The organism is Micromonospora sp. bgisy143 (assembly GCF_057708145.1).
On record NZ_JBYIRN010000023.1, the window covers coordinates 23,566 to 41,063 of the forward strand.

17 protein-coding genes are annotated in these 17,498 nt (G+C 70.3%); 9 read left to right on the forward strand and 8 right to left on the reverse strand.

Going from position 1 to position 17,498, the window contains the following annotated elements; all coding sequences use genetic code 11:
• The 3 genes from AC3EN4_RS23730 to AC3EN4_RS23740 all read right to left on the reverse strand — a co-directional run bounded on the left by AC3EN4_RS23730 (position 1) and on the right by AC3EN4_RS23740 (position 3,853).
• Positions 1-1,446, reverse strand: coding sequence for an aminotransferase class V-fold PLP-dependent enzyme (locus AC3EN4_RS23730; RefSeq protein WP_435207888.1), 1,446 nt, complete (start codon positions 1,444-1,446; stop codon positions 1-3).
• Entirely contained in the window at positions 1,436-3,121 is a 1,686-nt protein-coding gene (locus AC3EN4_RS23735) for an ATP-binding cassette domain-containing protein (protein ID WP_435207889.1), read from the reverse strand. The genes AC3EN4_RS23730 and AC3EN4_RS23735 overlap by 11 nt, the downstream gene beginning before the upstream one ends.
• A gap of 111 nt (positions 3,122-3,232) precedes the next feature.
• Entirely contained in the window at positions 3,233-3,853 is a 621-nt protein-coding gene (locus AC3EN4_RS23740; protein WP_435207890.1) for a TetR family transcriptional regulator C-terminal domain-containing protein, read from the reverse strand.
• A gap of 68 nt (positions 3,854-3,921) precedes the next feature.
• Between AC3EN4_RS23740 and AC3EN4_RS23745 the strand changes: the two genes are divergently transcribed.
• From AC3EN4_RS23745 to AC3EN4_RS23770, 6 genes are all read left to right on the forward strand, one after another.
• Positions 3,922-4,638 carry an SDR family NAD(P)-dependent oxidoreductase gene (locus AC3EN4_RS23745; protein WP_422739273.1) on the forward strand — a complete coding sequence of 239 codons (717 nt, stop codon included), beginning with the start codon at positions 3,922-3,924 and terminating at the stop codon, positions 4,636-4,638.
• Between the two features lie 29 nt (positions 4,639-4,667).
• Positions 4,668-4,898 (forward strand): tautomerase family protein, encoded by a 231-nt coding sequence (locus AC3EN4_RS23750; RefSeq protein WP_435207893.1) that lies wholly within the window; start codon positions 4,668-4,670, stop codon positions 4,896-4,898.
• 830 nt (positions 4,899-5,728) lie between these two features.
• A complete protein-coding gene (gene mmsA, locus AC3EN4_RS23755; RefSeq protein WP_435207895.1) occupies positions 5,729-7,276 on the forward strand; it encodes a multiple monosaccharide ABC transporter ATP-binding protein in 1,548 nt (515 codons plus the stop codon).
• Positions 7,273-8,571, forward strand: a complete 1,299-nt coding sequence (gene mmsB, locus AC3EN4_RS23760; RefSeq protein WP_435207897.1) for a multiple monosaccharide ABC transporter permease — start codon at positions 7,273-7,275, stop codon at positions 8,569-8,571. The genes mmsA and mmsB overlap by 4 nt, the downstream gene beginning before the upstream one ends.
• A 51-nt stretch (positions 8,572-8,622) precedes the next feature.
• Complete coding sequence (locus AC3EN4_RS23765) at positions 8,623-9,729, forward strand: substrate-binding domain-containing protein (protein ID WP_421475528.1); 1,107 nt, start codon at positions 8,623-8,625, stop codon at positions 9,727-9,729.
• Between the two features lie 112 nt (positions 9,730-9,841).
• Positions 9,842-11,104, forward strand: coding sequence for an ROK family transcriptional regulator (locus tag AC3EN4_RS23770; RefSeq protein ID WP_435207898.1), 1,263 nt, complete (start codon positions 9,842-9,844; stop codon positions 11,102-11,104).
• On the opposite strand, the gene AC3EN4_RS23775 is transcribed toward AC3EN4_RS23770, so the two are convergent.
• On the reverse strand, positions 11,101-11,439 hold the full coding sequence (locus AC3EN4_RS23775) for an avidin-fold protein (protein ID WP_435207900.1): 339 nt from the start codon (positions 11,437-11,439) through the stop codon (positions 11,101-11,103). The genes AC3EN4_RS23770 and AC3EN4_RS23775 overlap by 4 nt on opposite strands.
• A gap of 90 nt (positions 11,440-11,529) precedes the next feature.
• On the opposite strand from AC3EN4_RS23775, the gene AC3EN4_RS23780 reads away from it, so the two are divergent.
• Positions 11,530-12,495: an ATP-binding cassette domain-containing protein gene (locus AC3EN4_RS23780; RefSeq protein ID WP_435207902.1), complete on the forward strand. Its 966-nt coding sequence runs from the start codon at positions 11,530-11,532 to the stop codon at positions 12,493-12,495.
• Between the two features lie 5 nt (positions 12,496-12,500).
• Complete coding sequence (locus AC3EN4_RS23785; protein WP_435207984.1) at positions 12,501-13,319, forward strand: ABC transporter permease; 819 nt, start codon at positions 12,501-12,503, stop codon at positions 13,317-13,319.
• A gap of 57 nt (positions 13,320-13,376) precedes the next feature.
• Here the strand turns inward: AC3EN4_RS23785 and AC3EN4_RS23790 are convergent, their stop codons facing one another.
• Genes AC3EN4_RS23790 through AC3EN4_RS23800 form a run of 3 tightly spaced genes read right to left on the reverse strand, consistent with a single transcriptional unit; the run spans position 13,377 to position 15,681 of the window.
• The gene (locus tag AC3EN4_RS23790; RefSeq protein ID WP_435207904.1) at positions 13,377-14,366 is read right to left on the reverse strand and encodes a transporter; all 990 of its coding nucleotides are present in this window, start codon (positions 14,364-14,366) and stop codon (positions 13,377-13,379) included.
• Positions 14,363-15,253 (reverse strand): ABC transporter ATP-binding protein, encoded by an 891-nt coding sequence (locus AC3EN4_RS23795; protein WP_422739280.1) that lies wholly within the window; start codon positions 15,251-15,253, stop codon positions 14,363-14,365. Before AC3EN4_RS23795 ends, AC3EN4_RS23790 begins: the two co-directional genes overlap by 4 nt.
• A gap of 2 nt (positions 15,254-15,255) precedes the next feature.
• Positions 15,256-15,681 carry a GntR family transcriptional regulator gene (locus tag AC3EN4_RS23800; protein ID WP_435207905.1) on the reverse strand — a complete coding sequence of 142 codons (426 nt, stop codon included), beginning with the start codon at positions 15,679-15,681 and terminating at the stop codon, positions 15,256-15,258.
• 183 nt (positions 15,682-15,864) lie between these two features.
• Here AC3EN4_RS23800 and AC3EN4_RS23805 point away from each other — a divergent pair, with 183 nt between their 5' ends.
• A complete protein-coding gene (locus AC3EN4_RS23805; RefSeq protein ID WP_435207906.1) occupies positions 15,865-17,133 on the forward strand; it encodes an Nramp family divalent metal transporter in 1,269 nt (422 codons plus the stop codon).
• A gap of 88 nt (positions 17,134-17,221) precedes the next feature.
• Here AC3EN4_RS23805 and AC3EN4_RS23810 read toward each other — a convergent pair whose 3' ends face one another.
• Positions 17,222-17,494 (reverse strand): hypothetical protein, encoded by a 273-nt coding sequence (locus tag AC3EN4_RS23810; RefSeq protein ID WP_435207908.1) that lies wholly within the window; start codon positions 17,492-17,494, stop codon positions 17,222-17,224.
• Positions 17,495-17,498 lie beyond the last annotated feature (4 nt).

Here is a 17,498-nt window from a genome sequence, read left to right on the forward strand (position 1 = left end):
TCAGCACCGTAGCCGGGGCGGCAGCGGCGGTCCGGGGTCGCCGTCCCGGTCCAGGTAGGACGACTCCACGAAGGCGACGAAGCGTTCCGCGTCGGCGGCCGTGGAGGCCAGCCCGAACGACACCCGGACCGCGCCGCCGGTCGGCAGCGCCAGCGCATCGAGGTACTCGTCGATCGTGCCGATCCGGTCGAGCAGACCTCGCCGCAGCGTCTGCCGGGTGATCCCGAACGCGCCCTCGCCGGCACCCGGATTGCAGAAGCACCCGGTACGCAGCGAGAAGCCGGCCGTGGCGGCCTGCCGGGCGACGAGCCGCTCGTCGACCGGCGCGCCGTCCGGGCGCAGCACGTTGAACGTCACGGTCCCGCCCCGGCCCGCGCCCGTGGCCGGCCCGTACACCCGTACCAGCGGTTGGCCGGTGCGGTGCCGCAGCGCGGTCAGGCGGTCCAGCAACCACGCGGTGAGCAGGCCGACCCGGGTGTGCACCAGGTCCACACCGATCGAGTCGAGCCACCGCAGCCCGAACTCCACGTCCGGGATGCTCAGGAAGTTGAGCGTGCCGTCCTCGAAGGCCGACTCGTCGTCCATCGAGCGGTGCCAGTCACCCTGCACGCTGACCGCGCGGATGGTGCCCCCGGCGAACCACGGACGGCGCAGCCGGGCCAGCGCGTCCCGACGCGCCAGCAGAGCGCCGACGCCGGTCGGGTAGCCGAAGAGCTTGTACCAGCTCAGACAGACGAAGTCGGGTCGGACGGCGCGCAGGTCCAACCGGTTCGTGGCGGCGAACGCGGCGGCGTCCAGCAGCACGTCGTAGCCGTACCGGTGGGCCAGCTCGATCCACTCGAGGGGATGGTGCACGCCGGAGAAGTTGCTCTGCGCCGGGTACGCGAACAGCCCTCGACCGGTCCGACCCTCGCTGCCGGCGTCGAGCACCGAGACCAGGTCGGCTTCGGCGACCCGCAACTCCGGGCCACTCAGCGGTACGTACCGCACCGGCGCGTCAGCCGCCCGGGCGTACTCGCGGATGCCGTTCACCGAGTTGTGGTTGTCCCAGGTCAGCGCGAAGGGCGCGGCCGGGCCGAAGGGATACGCCTCGCCGACCAGCCGACAGGCGCCGCTGGCGTTGGGGGTGAAGACCACGGCGTACTCGGCCGGGTCGGCGTGGAAGAAGTCGAGCACCGCCCGGCGGGCCGACTCCACCAGCGAGCCGGCCGCCGCGCTGGTGGGGCTCTCCGAGTGCGGGTTGCCGTACGGGCCCGCGAGCAGCCGGTCGTGGTGCGCCCGCACCTGGGCGCGGGCGGTCACCCCGGCGCCGGCGTAGTCGAGGTAGACGTGGCCGTCCCGGTCGAGGTGCGGGTACTCGGTGGCCCGCAACTCGTCGATCCGGGCGGTGTCGGCGTACCCGGGCAGATTGGTCGGCGACGGGGGAGCGCCCTGCTCAGGACGCACGGCGGGCCTCCCGCCGTGCCAGCACCGCCCAGGTCGCGGCGAGGGCGAGCAGCACGAACCCGCCGAGCACCAGCCAGTCGATCCAGACCGGCCGGGAGAAGCTGTCGCCGTACGTCTGCAACAGCGGCGGGCCGAGTGGTGAGCCGCCGTTTCGCCACAGCCGTTCCACCCCGGCGCTGTGCCCCAACCCCTCGAACGCCCACCGGTTCGACATCGCGTAGCTGAGCCACCGGCCGCCGTCCGCCATCGCCGGCACGGGCAGGATCGCGCCGACGAACAGCACCTGCGGGAAGCACAGCATCGGCAGCATGAGGGTCGCCTGAGCCGCGTCCGAGACGGCCGCGGAGCAGAGCAGGCCGAGCGCCAGCGCGGCGGCCGAGGAGAGCAGCAGGGTCGTGTACAGGGCCGCGAAGTCGCTGCCGCCGACCGGCGGCAGCCGGTCCATGCCGCGCAGCACCCCGAGCAGGGCCAGGTCCACCAGGGCGAGCAGCGGCAGCAGCACCGCGACCTTCGCCAGCAGGTACGGCAGCAGCCGCAGACCCGCCAGGCGTTCCCGGCGCAGGATCGGCAGCTCCGTGCAGATCTGGAGCAGCCCGTAGGTCAGACCGAAGAAGAAGCCGCCGAAGGCGATCCAGAACAGGATCATCACGGTGACGGTCGGGCTCGGGCTCGCCGGGTCGAACGCGCCGGGGCGGAACAGCAGCGCGAACATCCCCAGCACCATCAGCGGTGAGCCGAGCAGGATCGCCAGCGTCAGCCGGTTGCGGGCGACGATCTCCGCGTTGCGCGCGGTGAGGACCCACCACTGGCGCAGCCGGCCGACGCGTCGGGGCGGGGGTGCGGCGATGTCGCCGTCGTCGGAGGTACGGGGCGGCAGCTCGGCCCCGCGTTGCTCGGCGAAGCGATCGGGCCACTCGTCGGCGTGCGTCGCCTCGTCGAGCCGGAGGTGCACCTCGACGAGGGACCGCAGGCCGAAGAACTCCCGGGCGGCGGCCGGGGTGCCGGTGAACGCCAGACGGCCCTGACCGGTCAGCACGACGACCCGGTCGCAATGGTCCACGTCGGTGACCTGGTGGGTGGTCAGCACGACTGTGGCTCCCGTGTCGGCGAGGCCGCGGAGCACCCGGAGCAGTTCCACGGCGGTCGTCGGGTCCAACCCGGAGGTGGGTTCGTCGAGGAAGAAGACGCCGGGCCGGGTGAGCAACTCGACGGCGATGCTGGCGCGCTTGCGTTCGCCACCACTGAGCAGGCCCACCGGCGTGGCGGCCCGGTCGGTGAGTCGTAGCTCGGCGAGCACCTCCGCGACCCGGTCACCGATCTCGGCCGGCCCGGTGGTGGCGGGCAGGCGTAGCCGGGCGGCGTACCGCAGGGTGTGAGCGAGGGGGAGTTCGCGGTGGATGATGTCGTCCTGCGGTACGACGCCGACGGCGCCTGCCGCGGCGGTGCCGGCGTACGTCACGGTGCCCGCCGTCGGTCGCTGTGTCCCGGCGAGGATCTCCAGCAGGGTGGTCTTACCGGCGCCGCTGGCGCCGATGATCGCGACCAGCTCGCCAGGCATGATGCTCAGCGAGATGTCGGACAGAATCTGCCGACCGCCCCGGACGCTCTGGCCCAGCCCGTGGGCGGCGATGCCGACACTGGCGCGTGGGGGAGAGGTGGTCCGCTCGGTCGTCATGTCGAATGCTCGATCCGGTGGGGGAGTGGCCGTCTGAACATCGTGCCCCGCCGATGTTACTGAGCGGCCGCGCAGCGCGCCCGGAGTGGACGGTCAGCGACAGCCGTCCGTTCAGCCGGTGCTGGTCCGCTCCTGCGCCGGCACCTGGAGGAGGTCCAGGCAGTTGCGCCACAGCGTCTCCAGCTGGGTCGGATCGTTGAGCAACTTCGCGAGCAGGACCCGCCCCTCGATCTGGGCGACGATGGACCGGGCGGCCTCCCGGCTGTCGACCGACGAGCCCGCCAGGCCGCGCTCCTTCGCCTCGGCGACGACCTGCTCGATGAGGCTGATCTGCTCCTCGAAGATCTCCTGGAGCCGAGCGCGGATCTCCTCGGCCTGGTTGCTGAGTTCGAGGGCGAGGTTGCCGAACAGGCAGCCGGCGACCACGCCGGCCTTCTGCTGGCCGGCGCGCTGGACCTCCTCGGTGGCCTCGAACAGGTCCCGGAGCCGCTGTAGCGGGTCGCGCTCGCTGCCGAGCAACTGCTCCCACTGGCGGCGCTGGGTGGCCCAGTGTTCGTCGATGACGGTGCGGGCGAGCGCCTGCTTGGACTCGAAGAAGTAGTAGAAGCTGCCCTTCGGCACGCCGGCCACCGCGCAGATCTCGGCCACGCCCAGCGCCGTGTACCCGCGCTGCTCGATCAGCGCGGCGGCCGCGTCGAGGATCTTGTTCTTCGCGTCACTGGTTCGCCCCATGCCTCGACGATACACGACCGGTCGGCTAGCTTTTAGTAGACCAGTCGTCTAGTGAAAGTGGTCTTCTCATGAACAGCAGCCAGGGTCAGAAGGTCGTTGTCATCACCGGCGCCTCCCAGGGCATCGGGGCCGGCCTCGTGGACGCCTACCGCAAGCTCGGGTACGGAGTCGTGGCGACCTCGCGCTCGATCGACGCGTCCACCGACCCGGAGATCGTCACGGTCCGGGGCGACATCGCCGAGGCCGACACCGCAGAGCGGGTGGTTCGTGCCGCTCTGGACCGGTTCGGCCGGATCGACACCCTGGTGAACAACGCCGGCGTCTTCGTCGCCAAGCCGTTCACCGACTACACCGCCGAGGACTTCGCCCAGGTCACCGGGATCAACCTCGCCGGGTTCTTCCACCTCACCCAGCGCGCGCTGCCGCACCTGCTGGCCAGCGGCGCCGGTCACATCGTCAGCATCACGACGAGCTTCGTCGACCAGCCCAACTCGAACGTCCCGTCGGTGCTCGCGTCACTGACCAAGGGCGGTCTCAGCTCGGCGACCAAGTCGCTGGCCATCGAGTACGCGAGTCGCGGCGTACGGGTCAACGCCGTCGCGCCCGGCGTCATCAAGACCCCGATGCACCCGGTCGAGACGCACGAGACGCTCGCGGGCCTCCACCCGGTGGGTCGGATGGGCGAGACCAGCGACGTGGTCGACGCCGTCCTCTACCTCGAGTCCGCCCCGTTCGTCACCGGCGAGATCCTGCACGTCGACGGTGGGCAGAACGCCGGTCACTGACTCCACCCGACACCCGAGAGGAGCGGACGATGCCGATCGTGACCATCCAGATCACCCGAGAGGGCAGCACCGCGGGCGCCTCCGCGGCGACCGCCGAGGAGAAGGCCGCCCTCATCAAGGGGGTGAGCGAGTTGCTGCGCGACGTCCTGAACAAGCCGTTGACGTCGACCTTCGTCGTGATCGACGAGGTCGAGACTGAGAACTGGGGTCGAGGAGGCCTCCCCGTCGACCAGTTCCGCCAACAGCAGATACCCGAGTAAGCCAAGACCCCGCCCCGCCCCGCCGTCCCGGAGGACCGCGCCGATCTTGCACTTTCTGTGGCGACATAAGTGCTGTAGCGCCACATGTCGACAACCGAAACTGCAAGATCGGCGCGGTCCTGGCCGTGAGGCTCGACGATCATGGAGTTGTGGTGCCTGTCTTGTCGTCTCGCGGGCGCTTTGTCGCCCACCGCAACTCCATGATCGACGTGGCGTGGCGGGGCGGGGCGGGGCGACGGGGCGGGGCGGGGCGCGACGGGGCGGGGGCGGGACGGGAAGGGACGGCGGGGTAGGGGCCGGGCGGGGCGGGGCGCGAAGGGGCTGATCTCGCTCTTAAGGGACGTTCAGTCTTATGTTCGTCTGCTGGTGCGGGGGGCTTGTTGGACGATCAGCGTCGATCTTGCCTGCGGGTGGAGGCGTGGGTCACACCGCTGATCGGGGTTCGCGGTGTGGTCGTGGGTGGGGTGCCGGCGTTGCGGTTGGATCAAGATCACTCGATGGTGCTGAGCGCGCCTACCAGCCCGCCGACCCCGCCTCGCGGCGGATCGTGCCTGGTGGGGGACCTTCCGACGGTGACCGGAGCCGATCGTGGGCCCATCTTCCATTTGACAACGTTGCCAAGGGCAGGCCATGGTGCCACCAGCGACTGTTGGGGCGAGCGTGACGGGCGAATACTCTGCTTCGTCTATATTGCCGGATTGTTACATTTTCAACAGCCCCTCGCCTTGCGGATGGCCTGCTCACCGCAATACGTTGCCGTCAACAACAAAACCAAGTGAAGGTTCAACCTTCCGGAGGCAACCGATGACGTTGGCGAGGTGGTACGAGCGATGAGCGACGTGCCGATCCTCCTTGAGATGCGCTCCATCACCAAGGAGTTCCCCGGAGTCAAGGCCCTCTCCGACGTCAACCTGGTGGTTCGCGCCGGCGAGATCCATGCCATCTGCGGCGAGAACGGTGCGGGCAAGTCCACGCTGATGAAGGTGCTCAGCGGGGTCTACCCGTACGGCAGCTATGACGGCCAGATCGTCTACCAGGGGTCGGAGAGCAAGTTCTCCGACATCCGGGCGAGCGAGGGCGCCGGGATCGTGATCATCCACCAGGAGTTGGCGCTCATCCCCGGGATGTCGATCACCGAGAACATCTTCCTCGGTAACGAACCGCGCAAGCGGGGCGCGATCGACTGGAAGGCCGCGAACCGGATGGCGCTCGACCTGATGGCCCGGGTCGGTCTGGAGGAAGACCCGGACACCCTGGTCAAGGACATCGGCGTCGGAAAGCAGCAGCTCGTGGAGATCGCCAAGGCGTTCGCCAAGGACGTGAAGCTGCTCATCCTGGACGAGCCGACGGCCGCCCTGAACGAGGCGGACTCCCGGCACCTGCTGGACCTGCTGCGTGGCTTCCGCTCGCGCGGCATCACCTCGATCATGATCTCGCACAAGCTGAACGAGATTGAGGCGATCGCGGACCAGATCACCATCCTGCGCGACGGCCGGACCGTGGAGACCCTGGACGTCAAGGCCGACGGGGTCGACGAGGACCGGATCGTGCGGGGCATGGTCGGTCGCGAGCTGAGCAGCCGCTTCCCGGACCACACCCCGAAGATCGGTGACGTCTTCTTCGAGGTGCGCAACTGGAACGTCCGGCACCCGATCTCCGCCGAGCGGCAGGTCTGCAAGAACGAGAGCTTCGTGGTGCGCCGCGGCGAGATCGTCGGCTTCGCCGGCCTCATGGGCGCGGGCCGCACCGAACTCGCGATGAGCGTCTTCGGCCGCTCCTACGGGGTGTACGAGTCGGGCACGATCATCAAGGACGGCAAGGAGATCGTCCTGAAGTCGGTGGCGGACGCGATCGACCACGGGCTCGCGTACGTCAGCGAGGACCGCAAGGCGATCGGCCTCAACCTGCTCGACGACATCAAGACGTCGACGGTGGCCGCCAAGCTGTCCAAGATCACGCACCACGGTGTGCTCGACGAGGTCGAGGAGTACCAGGCGGCCGAGGCGTACCGCAAGGAGTTGCGGACCAAGGCCCCGACGGTGGACGAGGGCGTCGCCAAGCTCTCCGGTGGCAACCAGCAGAAGGTCGTGCTGGCCAAGTGGATGTTCACCGACCCGGACCTGCTGATCCTCGACGAGCCGACCCGCGGTATCGACGTGGGCGCGAAGTACGAGATCTACGGCATCATCCAGCGGCTCGCCGACCAGGGGAAGGGCGTCATCGTCATCTCCTCGGAGCTGCCTGAGCTGATCGGGCTCTGCGACCGCATCTACACCGTGTTCGAAGGCGCCATCACGGGCGAGATCGCTCGGGCGGACGCGGACCCGGAGACCCTCATGAAGCAGATGACCTCGACGAAGAAGTTGGCCACCCGATGAGTCGTATCAAGGACCTTCAGAAGAACCTGTTTGGAGGTACGACCTCCAACGCCCGCCAGTTCGGGATGATCTTCACCCTGGTGGCGATCGTCGTCCTGTTCCAGATCCTGACCGACGGGCTCACCCTGCGGTCGGACAACCTGATCGCGCTGTTCCAGCAGAACTCGTACATCCTGATCCTGGCCATCGGCATGCTCATGGTGATCGTCGCCGGGCACATCGACCTCTCGGTCGGCTCGGTCGCCGCTTTCGCCGGCATCCTGGTCGCCAAGTCGATGACCGAGTGGGACCTGCCCTGGCCGCTCGCCATCCTGTTCGGTCTGGCGATCGGCGCGATCATCGGCGCCTGGCAGGGCTTCTGGGTGGCGTACATCGGTGTGCCGGCGTTCATCGTCACGCTTGCCGGCATGCTGCTGTTCCGCGGTGGCAACCAGTTCATCGGTAACGCCAACACCATCCCGGTGCCGGAGGGCTTCCGGGAGATCGGTTCCGGCTTCCTGCCCGAGTTCGGGCCGAACACCGGCTACAACAACGCGACGCTGCTGCTCGGTCTGGCCGCCGCGGTGGCCGTGGTGTGGCGGGAGCTCCAGGCCCGCAAGACCCGCAAGGCCATGGACGCCGATCCGGCCCCGGTGTGGATCTCGATCCTGCGGATGGCCGTCATGGTCGGCGTGATCGCCTTCGCCGCGCTGCGCTTCGCCAGCGGTCGCGTCGGCACCAGCTTCCCGATCTCGGGCATCATCCTGGTGGCGCTGGTCATCGCGTACTCCTTCTACACCCGCAACACGGCAGGTGGCCGGCACATCTACGCGGTGGGCGGCAACTCCCGGGCGGCCGAGCTGTCCGGCGTGAAGCTCAAGCGGGTCAACTTCCTCGTCATGATGAACATGTCCGTCCTGGCCGCGCTGGCCGGCATGATCTTCGTGGCCCGCTCGGCGGCCTCCGGCCCGCAGGACGGCAACGGCTGGGAGCTGGACGCCATCGCCGCGGTCTTCATCGGTGGCGCGGCCGTCTCCGGCGGTATCGGCACCATCAGCGGTTCGATCGTCGGTGGTCTCGTCATGGCCGTGCTCAACAACGGTCTGCAGCTGATGGGTGTCGGCACCGACCGGGTCCAGATCATCAAGGGCCTGGTCCTGCTGCTGGCCGTCGCGATCGACGTCTACAACAAGAGCCAGGGGCGCTTCTCCATCATCGGGAGCCTGATGCGGCCGTTCCGCCGCGACGACTCCGCCCCACCCGCCTCACCGCCGGACGCGGAGCGCGAGCCCGCCAAGGCAGCGGTGTCCGGCTGACGGCCACCGACCTCTCCACCCGTCTCACATCCAGAAAGGCAAGTCCTCACCATGCGTAAAATCTTCGGCTCGTCGGTGGTGGCCATCAGCGCCGCCGCCATGCTGGCCCTGGCCGGCTGCGGCTCCGGCCGCGACGGCGACGACGCGGGCTCCAAGGGCGGCGACGCCAAGGGCTTCGCGGCGAACTCCCTGATCGGTGTCGCCCTGCCGGCCAAGACCTCGGAGAACTGGGTTCTCGCCGGTGACCTGTTCACCAACGGTCTCAAGGAGGCCGGTTTCCAGGCTGACGTGCAGTACGCCGGCGCGTCGACCACGGTCGCCGACCAGCAGGCCCAGATCACCGCCATGACCACCAAGGGCGCCAAGGTCATCGTCATCGGCGCGACCGACGCCGCGCAGCTGTCGACCCAGGTCGCCGCCGCGCACGCCGCCGGTGCCAAGGTCATCGCGTACGACCGGCTCATCACCAACACGCCGGACCTCGACTACTACGTCGCGTTCGACAACTTCAAGGTCGGCCAGCTCCAGGGTCAGGCCCTGCTGGACGGCATGAAGGCCAAGAAGCCGAACGGCCCGTACAACATCGAGCTGTTCTCCGGCTCGCCGGACGACAACAACGCCGGTGTCTTCTTCAACGGCGCGATGGACGTGCTCAAGCCGGAGATCGACAAGGGCAACGTCGTTGTCGCCTCGGGTCAGAAGGACGTCAAGCAGACCGCCATCCAGGGCTGGAAGGCCGAGGGTGCGCAGGCCCGCATGGACCAGCTGCTGACCTCGACCTACGGCAACAAGGAGCTGGACGGCGTCCTCTCCCCGAACGACACCCTGGCCCGCGCGATCCTGACCTCGGTCAAGGGCGCCGGCAAGCCGATCCCGGTGGTCACCGGTCAGGACTCCGAGGTCGAGTCGGTCAAGTCGATCGTCAAGGGCGAGCAGTACATGACGATCAACAAGGACACCCGCAACCTGGTGAAGGAGACCATCAACATGGTCAAGGCTCTCCAGGCCGGTAACGCCCCGCAGGTGAACGACACCAAGTCGTACAACAACGGCAGCAAGGTCGTCGACACGTTCCTGCTCCCGCCGGTCGCCGTCACCAAGGCGAACGTGGTCGAGGCGTACGCCAACGACCCGAAGCTCGCGCCGCTCACCAAGTAATCACCGCACGGTAAGCAGCACCGCCGATGGGTCCCGGATCTCCTCTTCCGGGACCCATCGTCGTCAGTGCCCCATCGTCCACCCGGCACCGATCCGTGAAGGAGGTCTGACCGTGGCGACACCCGTACGGTCCAGGCCCGCCGGCGCCGGCCGTACCCTCGACACCCCACTGCCGCCGGTCCCCGGCGCGAGCCAGGAGGAGATCCGACGGCAGAACCTCGGCGCCGTGCTGCGCTACGTGCACCTGCACGGGCCGACGTCGCGGGCCGAGCTGACCAGCCGTCTCGGCCTGAACCGCAGCACCATCGGCGCCCTCGCCGCCGACCTGACCGCGAGCGGTCTGGTCACCGAGGAGGCGCCCGCCACGACCCGCCGCGCCGGCCGGCCCTCACTCGTGGTCAGCCCCCGCTCCGACCGGGTCTACGCGCACGCGCTCAGCATCGACGCGGACCGGCTGCGGGCCGCGCGGATTGGCCTCGGCGGTCGCATCCTCGACCTGCGGGAGGCACCCCGTCCCGGTGGCATGTCGGCCGTCGACGCCGTCCGCCCTCTTGCTGACCTGGTCCGCGGGATGGAACGCGGCGTCGCTCCGGACGCGCTGCTGGTCGGCGGCGCGGTCGCCGTCACCGACACCACCCGTGACGCCGACGGCGGCCTGCGGATCGTCGGAGTGGAGGAGGGCCTGAGCGCCGCCCTCGAAGCCGAGCTGACCGCCTGCCCCGGGTTCGTGGCCGGAGACCTGGCCGACATCGCGGGCCTGGCCGAGCACATCCGGGGTGTGGCCCCCGGCATCGACGACCTCATCTACCTGCACGGCGATCTGGGCATCAGCGCCGGCATCGTGGTCGGCGGCCGACTGATGATCGGCCACCGCGGCCACAGCGGCAAGGTCGGCCACATGGTGGTCAACCCGAACGGCCTGCCGTGCGGCTGCGGCTCCCGTGGTTGCTGGGAGACCGAGATCTCCGAGGCCGCGCTGCTGCGACACGCCGGCCGCGACCCCGACGACCGCGCCGCCGTGGCCGACGTGCTGCGCGCGGCGGCGGACGGCGACGCGACCGCCCGCGCTGCCGTCGAGCAGGTCGCCGACTGGCTCGGGTTCGGTGTCGCGAACCTGGTCAACGTGGTCAACCCCGACGCCGTGGTGTTCGGTGGCGCGCTGCGGGACATCTTCATCGCCGGGGCGGACACGGTGCGGCGGCGACTGGACGCCATGCCGCTACCGGGCAGCCGTGAGCATCTGCGGTTGCGGGCTGCGGCTCTCGGCAGGGACGCCGTCCTGATCGGGGCCGCCGAGCTGGCCTTCGACAAGCTGCTGGCAGACCCGCTCAACGTCGGCGTCGCCGGCCCGGCCGGGTCCGCCGACCCGGTCTAGGGGATCTCCCGCACCACGCTGGTGCCGTTGCCCGGCCGGGACTCCCAGGCCCAGGACTCGTGCAGCTCCAGGCGCTGGTCGGCCAGCACACGCACCTCGGTGACACAGTGCCCGGAGGACGTCTGGCCCTCCGCGTTGAGCTGGACGTAGCGGAAGTCCAACCGATCGCCGTCGCGGGTGCCGACGAGGCAGCCGCGTCGGATGGACCCGCCGCTGTACTCGGCCCACACCTCGCCCGCCTGCTCGTGGTAGCTGAAGACCGTCTCGGTGCCGATCTCGCCGGGCACCACATCCGCCACGGCGGCGAACCGCCGGCCGTCCAACGAGATCGTCATGCCACCGATGCTAGTCGATCAACCTTTGTCGTATGACCTACCGTACCGTGTACGGTGGGCGCGACATACGACCACGGGAAGGGGATCGACATGACGACGAGCGGTGCGGCGATAGTCGCCGAAGGACTGCGCAAGCGCTATCGGGACCGGTTCGCACTTGACGGCTTCGATCTGACGGTGCACAGCGGAACGGTGTGCGGCCTGCTCGGCCCGAACGGGGCCGGCAAGACCACGTCGGTGCGGATCCTGTCCACCCTGCTGCGACCGGACGGAGGTCGCGCCGAGGTCGCCGGGTTCGACGTGGTCCGCCACCCCGATCAGGTGCGCTACCGGATCGGCCTGGTGGGGCAGCACCCCGCCCTGGACGAGGCGCTCAGCGCCCGACAGAACCTGATCCTCTTCGGCCTGCTGTGCCACCTGGGCCGCCGGCGGGCCGGGCAGCGCGCGGTCGAGTTGCTGGAACGGTTCGGCCTGGCCGACGTCGGCGAGCGTCCGGTCAGCGCGTACTCCGGGGGTATGCGTCGCCGGTTGGACCTGGCGGCCGGGATGGTCCTGGCCCCCGCCGTGCTGTTCCTGGACGAACCCACCACGGGGCTGGACCCGCGCGGCCGCACCGAGGTGTGGGAGTCGATCCGCGAGTTGGTCCGCGCGGGCACCACCGTCCTGCTCACCACGCAGCACCTGGACGAGGCCGACCAGCTCGCCGACCGGATCTCGGTGGTCGAGGCCGGGCGGGTGATCGCCGAGGGCACCCCGGACGAGCTGAAGGCACGGCTCGGCGGCGACCGGATCGACGTGGTCGTCGGCGCGTCCGCCGATCTCCCCGTCGCCGTCGCGGAGCTACGTCGGGTGGTCGACGGCGAACCGACGGTCGACGAGGACCGGCGCGCGGTCAGCGTCGGCGTCGGGCACCGCCGCGGCGCGCTCGTCGAGGTGCTGCGGGCACTCGACGCCGCGCAGGTCACGGTGGCCGACATCGCCCTGCGTCGACCCACCCTCGACGACGTCTTCCTGCACGTCACCGGCCACCGGGTGGACGCGGAGGTGGCCGCGTGAGCACCATGGCCACGCCCACGGCGGTGGACCTGACGCCCGCCCGACCTGGCACCCTGACCGACAGCGCCACCCTCGTCTGGCGCGGCCTGGCCCGGTGGCGACGTGATCCCGGGCCTCTGGTCGCCTCACTCGGCTTCAACATCCTGATCGTGCTGATCTTCGCCTACCTGTTCGGCGGGGCGATGCAGGTCCCCGACGGGGGCAGCTACCGGGAGTTCCTGATGCCCGGCATGTTCGTGATGACCATGGTGTTCGGCATCAGCCTCACCACGATCGCCATCGCCGACGACCTGGAACGTGGGGTGACCGACCGGCTCCGGTCGATGCCGGTCGCGCCATTCGCTCCGCTCGTTGCCCGAGCCGTGACCGACCTGCTGTTCGCGCTGGTCACCCTCGCAACGTTGCTGGTCACGGGTCTCGCGGTCGGGTGGCGGGCACACGGTGGAGCCGGCACCGCGCTGGGCGCGGTCGGACTGATACTGCTGTTGCGGTTCGCCCTGGTCTGGGTCGGCATCTACCTGGGCCTGGTCACCCGTGGTCAGACGGCAGTCGTCGCCGTGCAAACCCTGGAATTCCCGCTCGGCTTCCTCTCCAACGCGTTCGTCGCCCCGTCCACCATGCCGTCCTGGCTCGGCGCGGTGGCCGCGTGGAACCCGTTGTCGGCGACCGTCGGTGCCACCCGGGAGCTGTTCGGCAACCCGGGGTGGGGTGGCGACTCGTGGGCTGCGCAGCATCACCTCTGGCTGGCCGTGGCTTGGCCGATCGCGCTGGTGGCCGTGTTCCTGCCGCTCTCGGTCGCCCGGTACCGGCGGCTGGGCCGCTGAGCCCGCGCTGACGGGTGATCGCCGGGGCCCCCGTGGCTCCGGCGATCACCCAGGTCCCTAAGCGATCCGGCGGACCCGGCGCACCGCGAGATAGAGCAGGAGCGCGGCGAGGGCGACGAAGATGCCCGTCTCGATGCTCTGGAACAGCCAGAACCGGTCCGCCGGCTGGTAGAGCTGCCAGTTGTACGCGCCCGGCTCGACGCCCAGCTCGGCCCCGCAGACCCGGCCGTCCGGCCCCTTCATGCCGGACGGACACTGGATCCGGGTGTCCTCCGCGATCATCGTCCCGTCCGGGTTTCGGACGCCCTGGGTGAGGATCCAGTCGCCCCGGCCGATGTCCGCCGGCCCGTCTCCCTCGATCGGGAAAGTCTGGGTACGTGCCGGCTGGTAGTGCGGCCGGGCCAGGATCTCCACCGCCGCCCGTACGCCGATGAACCCGGCCAGGGTGATGCCCATGGCGGGCAGCATCCGCTTCCACACGGTGCCGGCGAAGATGCCCAGCGCCACGGCGAACAGGGTGTAGCCGATCGGGACGATGCCCTGCAGGTCGAAGACGATCAGGCCGAGCCGCCCTTCCCGGGCGGCGCTGGTCAGCGGCTCGACCCACCACGAGATGCCCAACCCGTAGAGCGCCGCGACGAGCACGACTCCCACGCCCACCAGCCCGAACTTCACCAGCGCCCAGCGGGCCCGGCCGACGCCCTGGGTCCAGACGAACCGGTGGGTGCCCTGCTCCACCTCGCGGGCGACCAGCGGTGCACCCCAGAACAGGCCGACCAGCACCGGCAGTGTGATCAGCAGGACGGCCAGCAGGTTCAAGCTGCCGTACTGGTTGCTGAACCGGTGGAAACTCGCGTCGCAGCCGTTCCGGGTCTCCGGCGACACGGTCGCGTCGTTGAGCTGACGCACACAGGTGGCCAGGTCGAGGTCGGCGAAGGTGTTCCGCATCGCGACGCCGATCGGCACCAGCACCGCGGCCAGCACCGCCATCCCCAGCAGGGTGTAGAACGCCTGCTTGCGGTGTTGCCGCCAGGTCAGCCAGATCATGCCGCAACTCCCCACTCGCTGTGACTGGTCCGGGCGGTGCCCTCGGCCAGGTAGGCCAGGACGACGTCCTCCAGGCTGACGTCGCGGATCGTCCACGACGGATCGGTGATCGGGCCGTCGGTGCGGACGAGCAACGTGGACTGCCGGTCCGTGTGGCTGGCCCGGACCACGTGCGCGACGCCGCCGATCGCGGTGCCGTCGTGGCGCGGCCCGACGAGCTGTCGGTGCGCGGCGACCAGGTCGTCGACCGTGCCGCTGAGCTGCACCTGGGCGGCGTTGAGCACGATCAGGTAGTCGCAGACCCGTTCCAGGTCGGCCAGCAGGTGCGACGAGAGCAGGACGGTGGTGCCCGAGTCCGCGACGCTGCCCATCAACGACTGGAGGAACTCCCGGCGGGCGAGCGGGTCGAGGCTGGCGACCGGTTCGTCGAGCAGCAGCAGCCGGGGCTGCTTGGCCAGCGCGAGGGCGAGCGCCACCTGGGCGCGTTGCCCGCCGGAGAGCTTGCCGACCGGGCGATCCGGTGGGATGCCGAGCTGCGCCAACCGGGTACGGGCCAGCGCGGCGTCCCAGCGGCGGTTCAGCTTGCCGCCCGCGGTGACCAGTTCGGCGGCGGTGAAGTCCCGGTACAGCGGGGTGTCCTGGGCGACGAACCCGATGTCGGCCAGGCCCTCCGTGTCGCCGTACGGCGTCCTGCCGAACACCCGTACCGTGCCCGCGTCCGGCTTGTGCAGACCGACCGCGAGGTGCAGCAGGGTGCTCTTGCCCGCGCCGTTGGGCCCGACCAGCGCCGCGATCCGCCCGGCCGGTAGGCGCAGCGAGCAGTCCCGCAGCGCCCAGGTGCTGCCGTACCGCTTGCCCAGCCGGTCGGCCTCCAAGACCATCTCCATCCTCAGTCCTCTCGTACCGCTCGCGCGGGTTCCTTCTGTGGGGTGTCGTCGGTGAGGGTGGCGCGCAGCGTGGTCTCCACCAGGGCGACGACGTCCTCGGCCGTCAGGCCGGCGGCCTGCGCCCGGCGCAGCCACGCCACCAGGTCGTCACGGAGTTCGGCCTGGTTGGGCAGGGACGCGCCGGCCAGGGTGCGCTGGACGAACGTGCCCACCCCGGGTCGGCCGCCGACCAGACCCTCGATCTCCAACTCCCGGTACGCCTTCAGCACCGTGTTCGGGTTGATCGCCAGCGACTGGGCGACGTCCCGGACCTTCGGCAGCTGATCGCCGGGTGCGAGCAGACCGACCCGCAGCGCCTGCTTCACCTGCTGCACGAGCTGCATGTAGGTGTTCACCTTCGACCGGCTGTCGAGCACGAACTCGATCACTCGTGATGATCCTTCCTGTTGTCCTACGACAGTAGGACTATGAGACAGCTTGGTCGGACGGGCGGCCTCTGTCAAGCGCCACCGGTTCCTGGCACCCCTGGGCCACCGACTGGCACCGACGGGTCAGCCGCCAGGGAAGGGAACAGGCACGCGATCCGTACTCAATCGAGGAGGAGGTGCTCGATGGTCACCAACGACATCCGGGCGACGACGGCGACGCCGCTGCAGATCGCCCGCGCCCGGGGCCGGGTACGCGGGCGGCTGATCCTGCTCGGTCCGGCGTTCGTCGCCGCCGTGGCGTACGTCGACCCGGGCAACTTCGCCACCAACTCGGCGGCCGGCGCCCGTTACGGGTACCTGCTGGTCTGGGTCGTGGTGGTGGCCAACCTGATGGCCATGCTGGTGCAGACACTCACCGCCAAGCTGGGCCTGGCCACCGGCCGCAGCCTGCCCGAGCTGTGCCGCGAGCGGCTGCCCCGCCCACTCAACCGGATGATGTGGGTGCAGGCCGAGCTGGTCGCGATGGCCACCGACCTGGCCGAGGTGATCGGGGGAGCGGTCGCGCTCTACCTGCTCTTCGGCATACCGCTGCTGCCCGGCGGGCTGATCATCGGCGCTGCCGCGTTCGTCGTGCTGGCCCTGCGCTCGCGCGGGTTCCGCGCCTTCGAGATCGCCATCGCCGTGCTGCTCGGCGTCATCGTCCTGGCCTTCGCGGCCAACCTGCTCGCCGCCGGCTCCGACCCGGGCTCGGCCATGGCCGGTCTGGTGCCCCGACTCCAGTGCACTGACAGTGTCCTGCTGGCCGCCGGCATCCTCGGGGCGACGGTCATGCCGCACGTCATCTACGTGCACTCCGCGCTGACCCGCGACCGCATCCCGGCGGCCGACGACGCCGAACGCCGTACCCTGTTCCGGGGCCAGCGTACCGACGTGCTGCTCGCCCTGACGGCGGCCGGCGTGGTCAACCTCGCCATGCTGTTGATCGCGGCGGCCAGCTTCCGTGGCGGCGGCCCGGTGGGCGCCGACAGCCTGGAGGGGGTGCACGCCGGCCTGGGCGAGAGCATCGGCACGGCCGCCGCCTTCGGGTTCGCCGTCGCGTTGTTGGTCTCCGGGCTCGCCTCCACGAGCGTCGGCACCTACGCCGGCGAGGTGATCATGCAGGGCTTCCTGCGCCGCCGGATTCCGCTGCTGCTGCGCCGGCTGGTCACCCTGGTGCCCGCCGTGGCCGTGCTCGCCATCGGCCTCGACCCCACCCGTGCCCTGGTGCTGTCGCAGGTCATCCTCAGCTTCGGCATCCCGTTCGCGCTGATCCCGGTGGTCGCCTTCACCCGTCGGCGGGACCTCATGGGCAACCTCGTCAACCACCCGCTGACCACGGCCGCCGCGTCCGGAGTCGCCGCCCTGGTCGTCGCGCTCAACGTCTTCCTGCTGTGGCAGGTCGTCGCCGGCTGAGCCGGCCTGGCCGGTCCCACCGGCTCAGCCGACGGGACCGATCCTGCCCGCCGGTCGCGCCCCCGCCTTGCGGGCGCGACCGGCGCGCTCAGGTGCGGCGGCCCTCGTCGCGGGCCGGGATCTCCTGCCGTTGCTCCAGGGCGTCCGCCGGGTCGGCGTCGGCCGGAAGGGACGTCGCCTCCTCCAGGACGCCCGCCGGCAGGGCGCCCTGCTCGGCCAGGTCGGCCTCGGACGCCTCCGGGTCCACGTCACCGGAGACCCGGTCCGGCGGTCCCACGTCGAACGCGTCCTGCCGCTGCTCGGCGGCGTCCGCCTCCGGAAGAGGGAACCCACCGCCCTCTTCGTCCCGGTACGTGCTCATCGAA

Coding starts and splice junctions, on each gene's coding strand:
- AC3EN4_RS23780 (WP_435207902.1), top strand. CDS start 11,530: ATGACGACGAGCGGTGCGGCGATAGTCGCCGAAGGACTGCGCAAGCGC.
- mmsB (WP_435207897.1), top strand. CDS start 7,273: ATGAGTCGTATCAAGGACCTTCAGAAGAACCTGTTTGGAGGTACGACC.
- AC3EN4_RS23805 (WP_435207906.1), top strand. CDS start 15,865: ATGGTCACCAACGACATCCGGGCGACGACGGCGACGCCGCTGCAGATC.
- AC3EN4_RS23735 (WP_435207889.1), bottom strand. CDS start 3,121: ATGACGACCGAGCGGACCACCTCTCCCCCACGCGCCAGTGTCGGCATC.
- AC3EN4_RS23785 (WP_435207984.1), top strand. CDS start 12,501: ATGGCCACGCCCACGGCGGTGGACCTGACGCCCGCCCGACCTGGCACC.
- AC3EN4_RS23795 (WP_422739280.1), bottom strand. CDS start 15,253: ATGGAGATGGTCTTGGAGGCCGACCGGCTGGGCAAGCGGTACGGCAGC.
- AC3EN4_RS23750 (WP_435207893.1), top strand. CDS start 4,668: ATGCCGATCGTGACCATCCAGATCACCCGAGAGGGCAGCACCGCGGGC.
- AC3EN4_RS23775 (WP_435207900.1), bottom strand. CDS start 11,439: ATGACGATCTCGTTGGACGGCCGGCGGTTCGCCGCCGTGGCGGATGTG.
- AC3EN4_RS23740 (WP_435207890.1), bottom strand. CDS start 3,853: ATGGGGCGAACCAGTGACGCGAAGAACAAGATCCTCGACGCGGCCGCC.
- AC3EN4_RS23765 (WP_421475528.1), top strand. CDS start 8,623: ATGCGTAAAATCTTCGGCTCGTCGGTGGTGGCCATCAGCGCCGCCGCC.
- AC3EN4_RS23790 (WP_435207904.1), bottom strand. CDS start 14,366: ATGATCTGGCTGACCTGGCGGCAACACCGCAAGCAGGCGTTCTACACC.
- AC3EN4_RS23810 (WP_435207908.1), bottom strand. CDS start 17,494: ATGAGCACGTACCGGGACGAAGAGGGCGGTGGGTTCCCTCTTCCGGAG.
- AC3EN4_RS23745 (WP_422739273.1), top strand. CDS start 3,922: ATGAACAGCAGCCAGGGTCAGAAGGTCGTTGTCATCACCGGCGCCTCC.
- mmsA (WP_435207895.1), top strand. CDS start 5,729: ATGAGCGACGTGCCGATCCTCCTTGAGATGCGCTCCATCACCAAGGAG.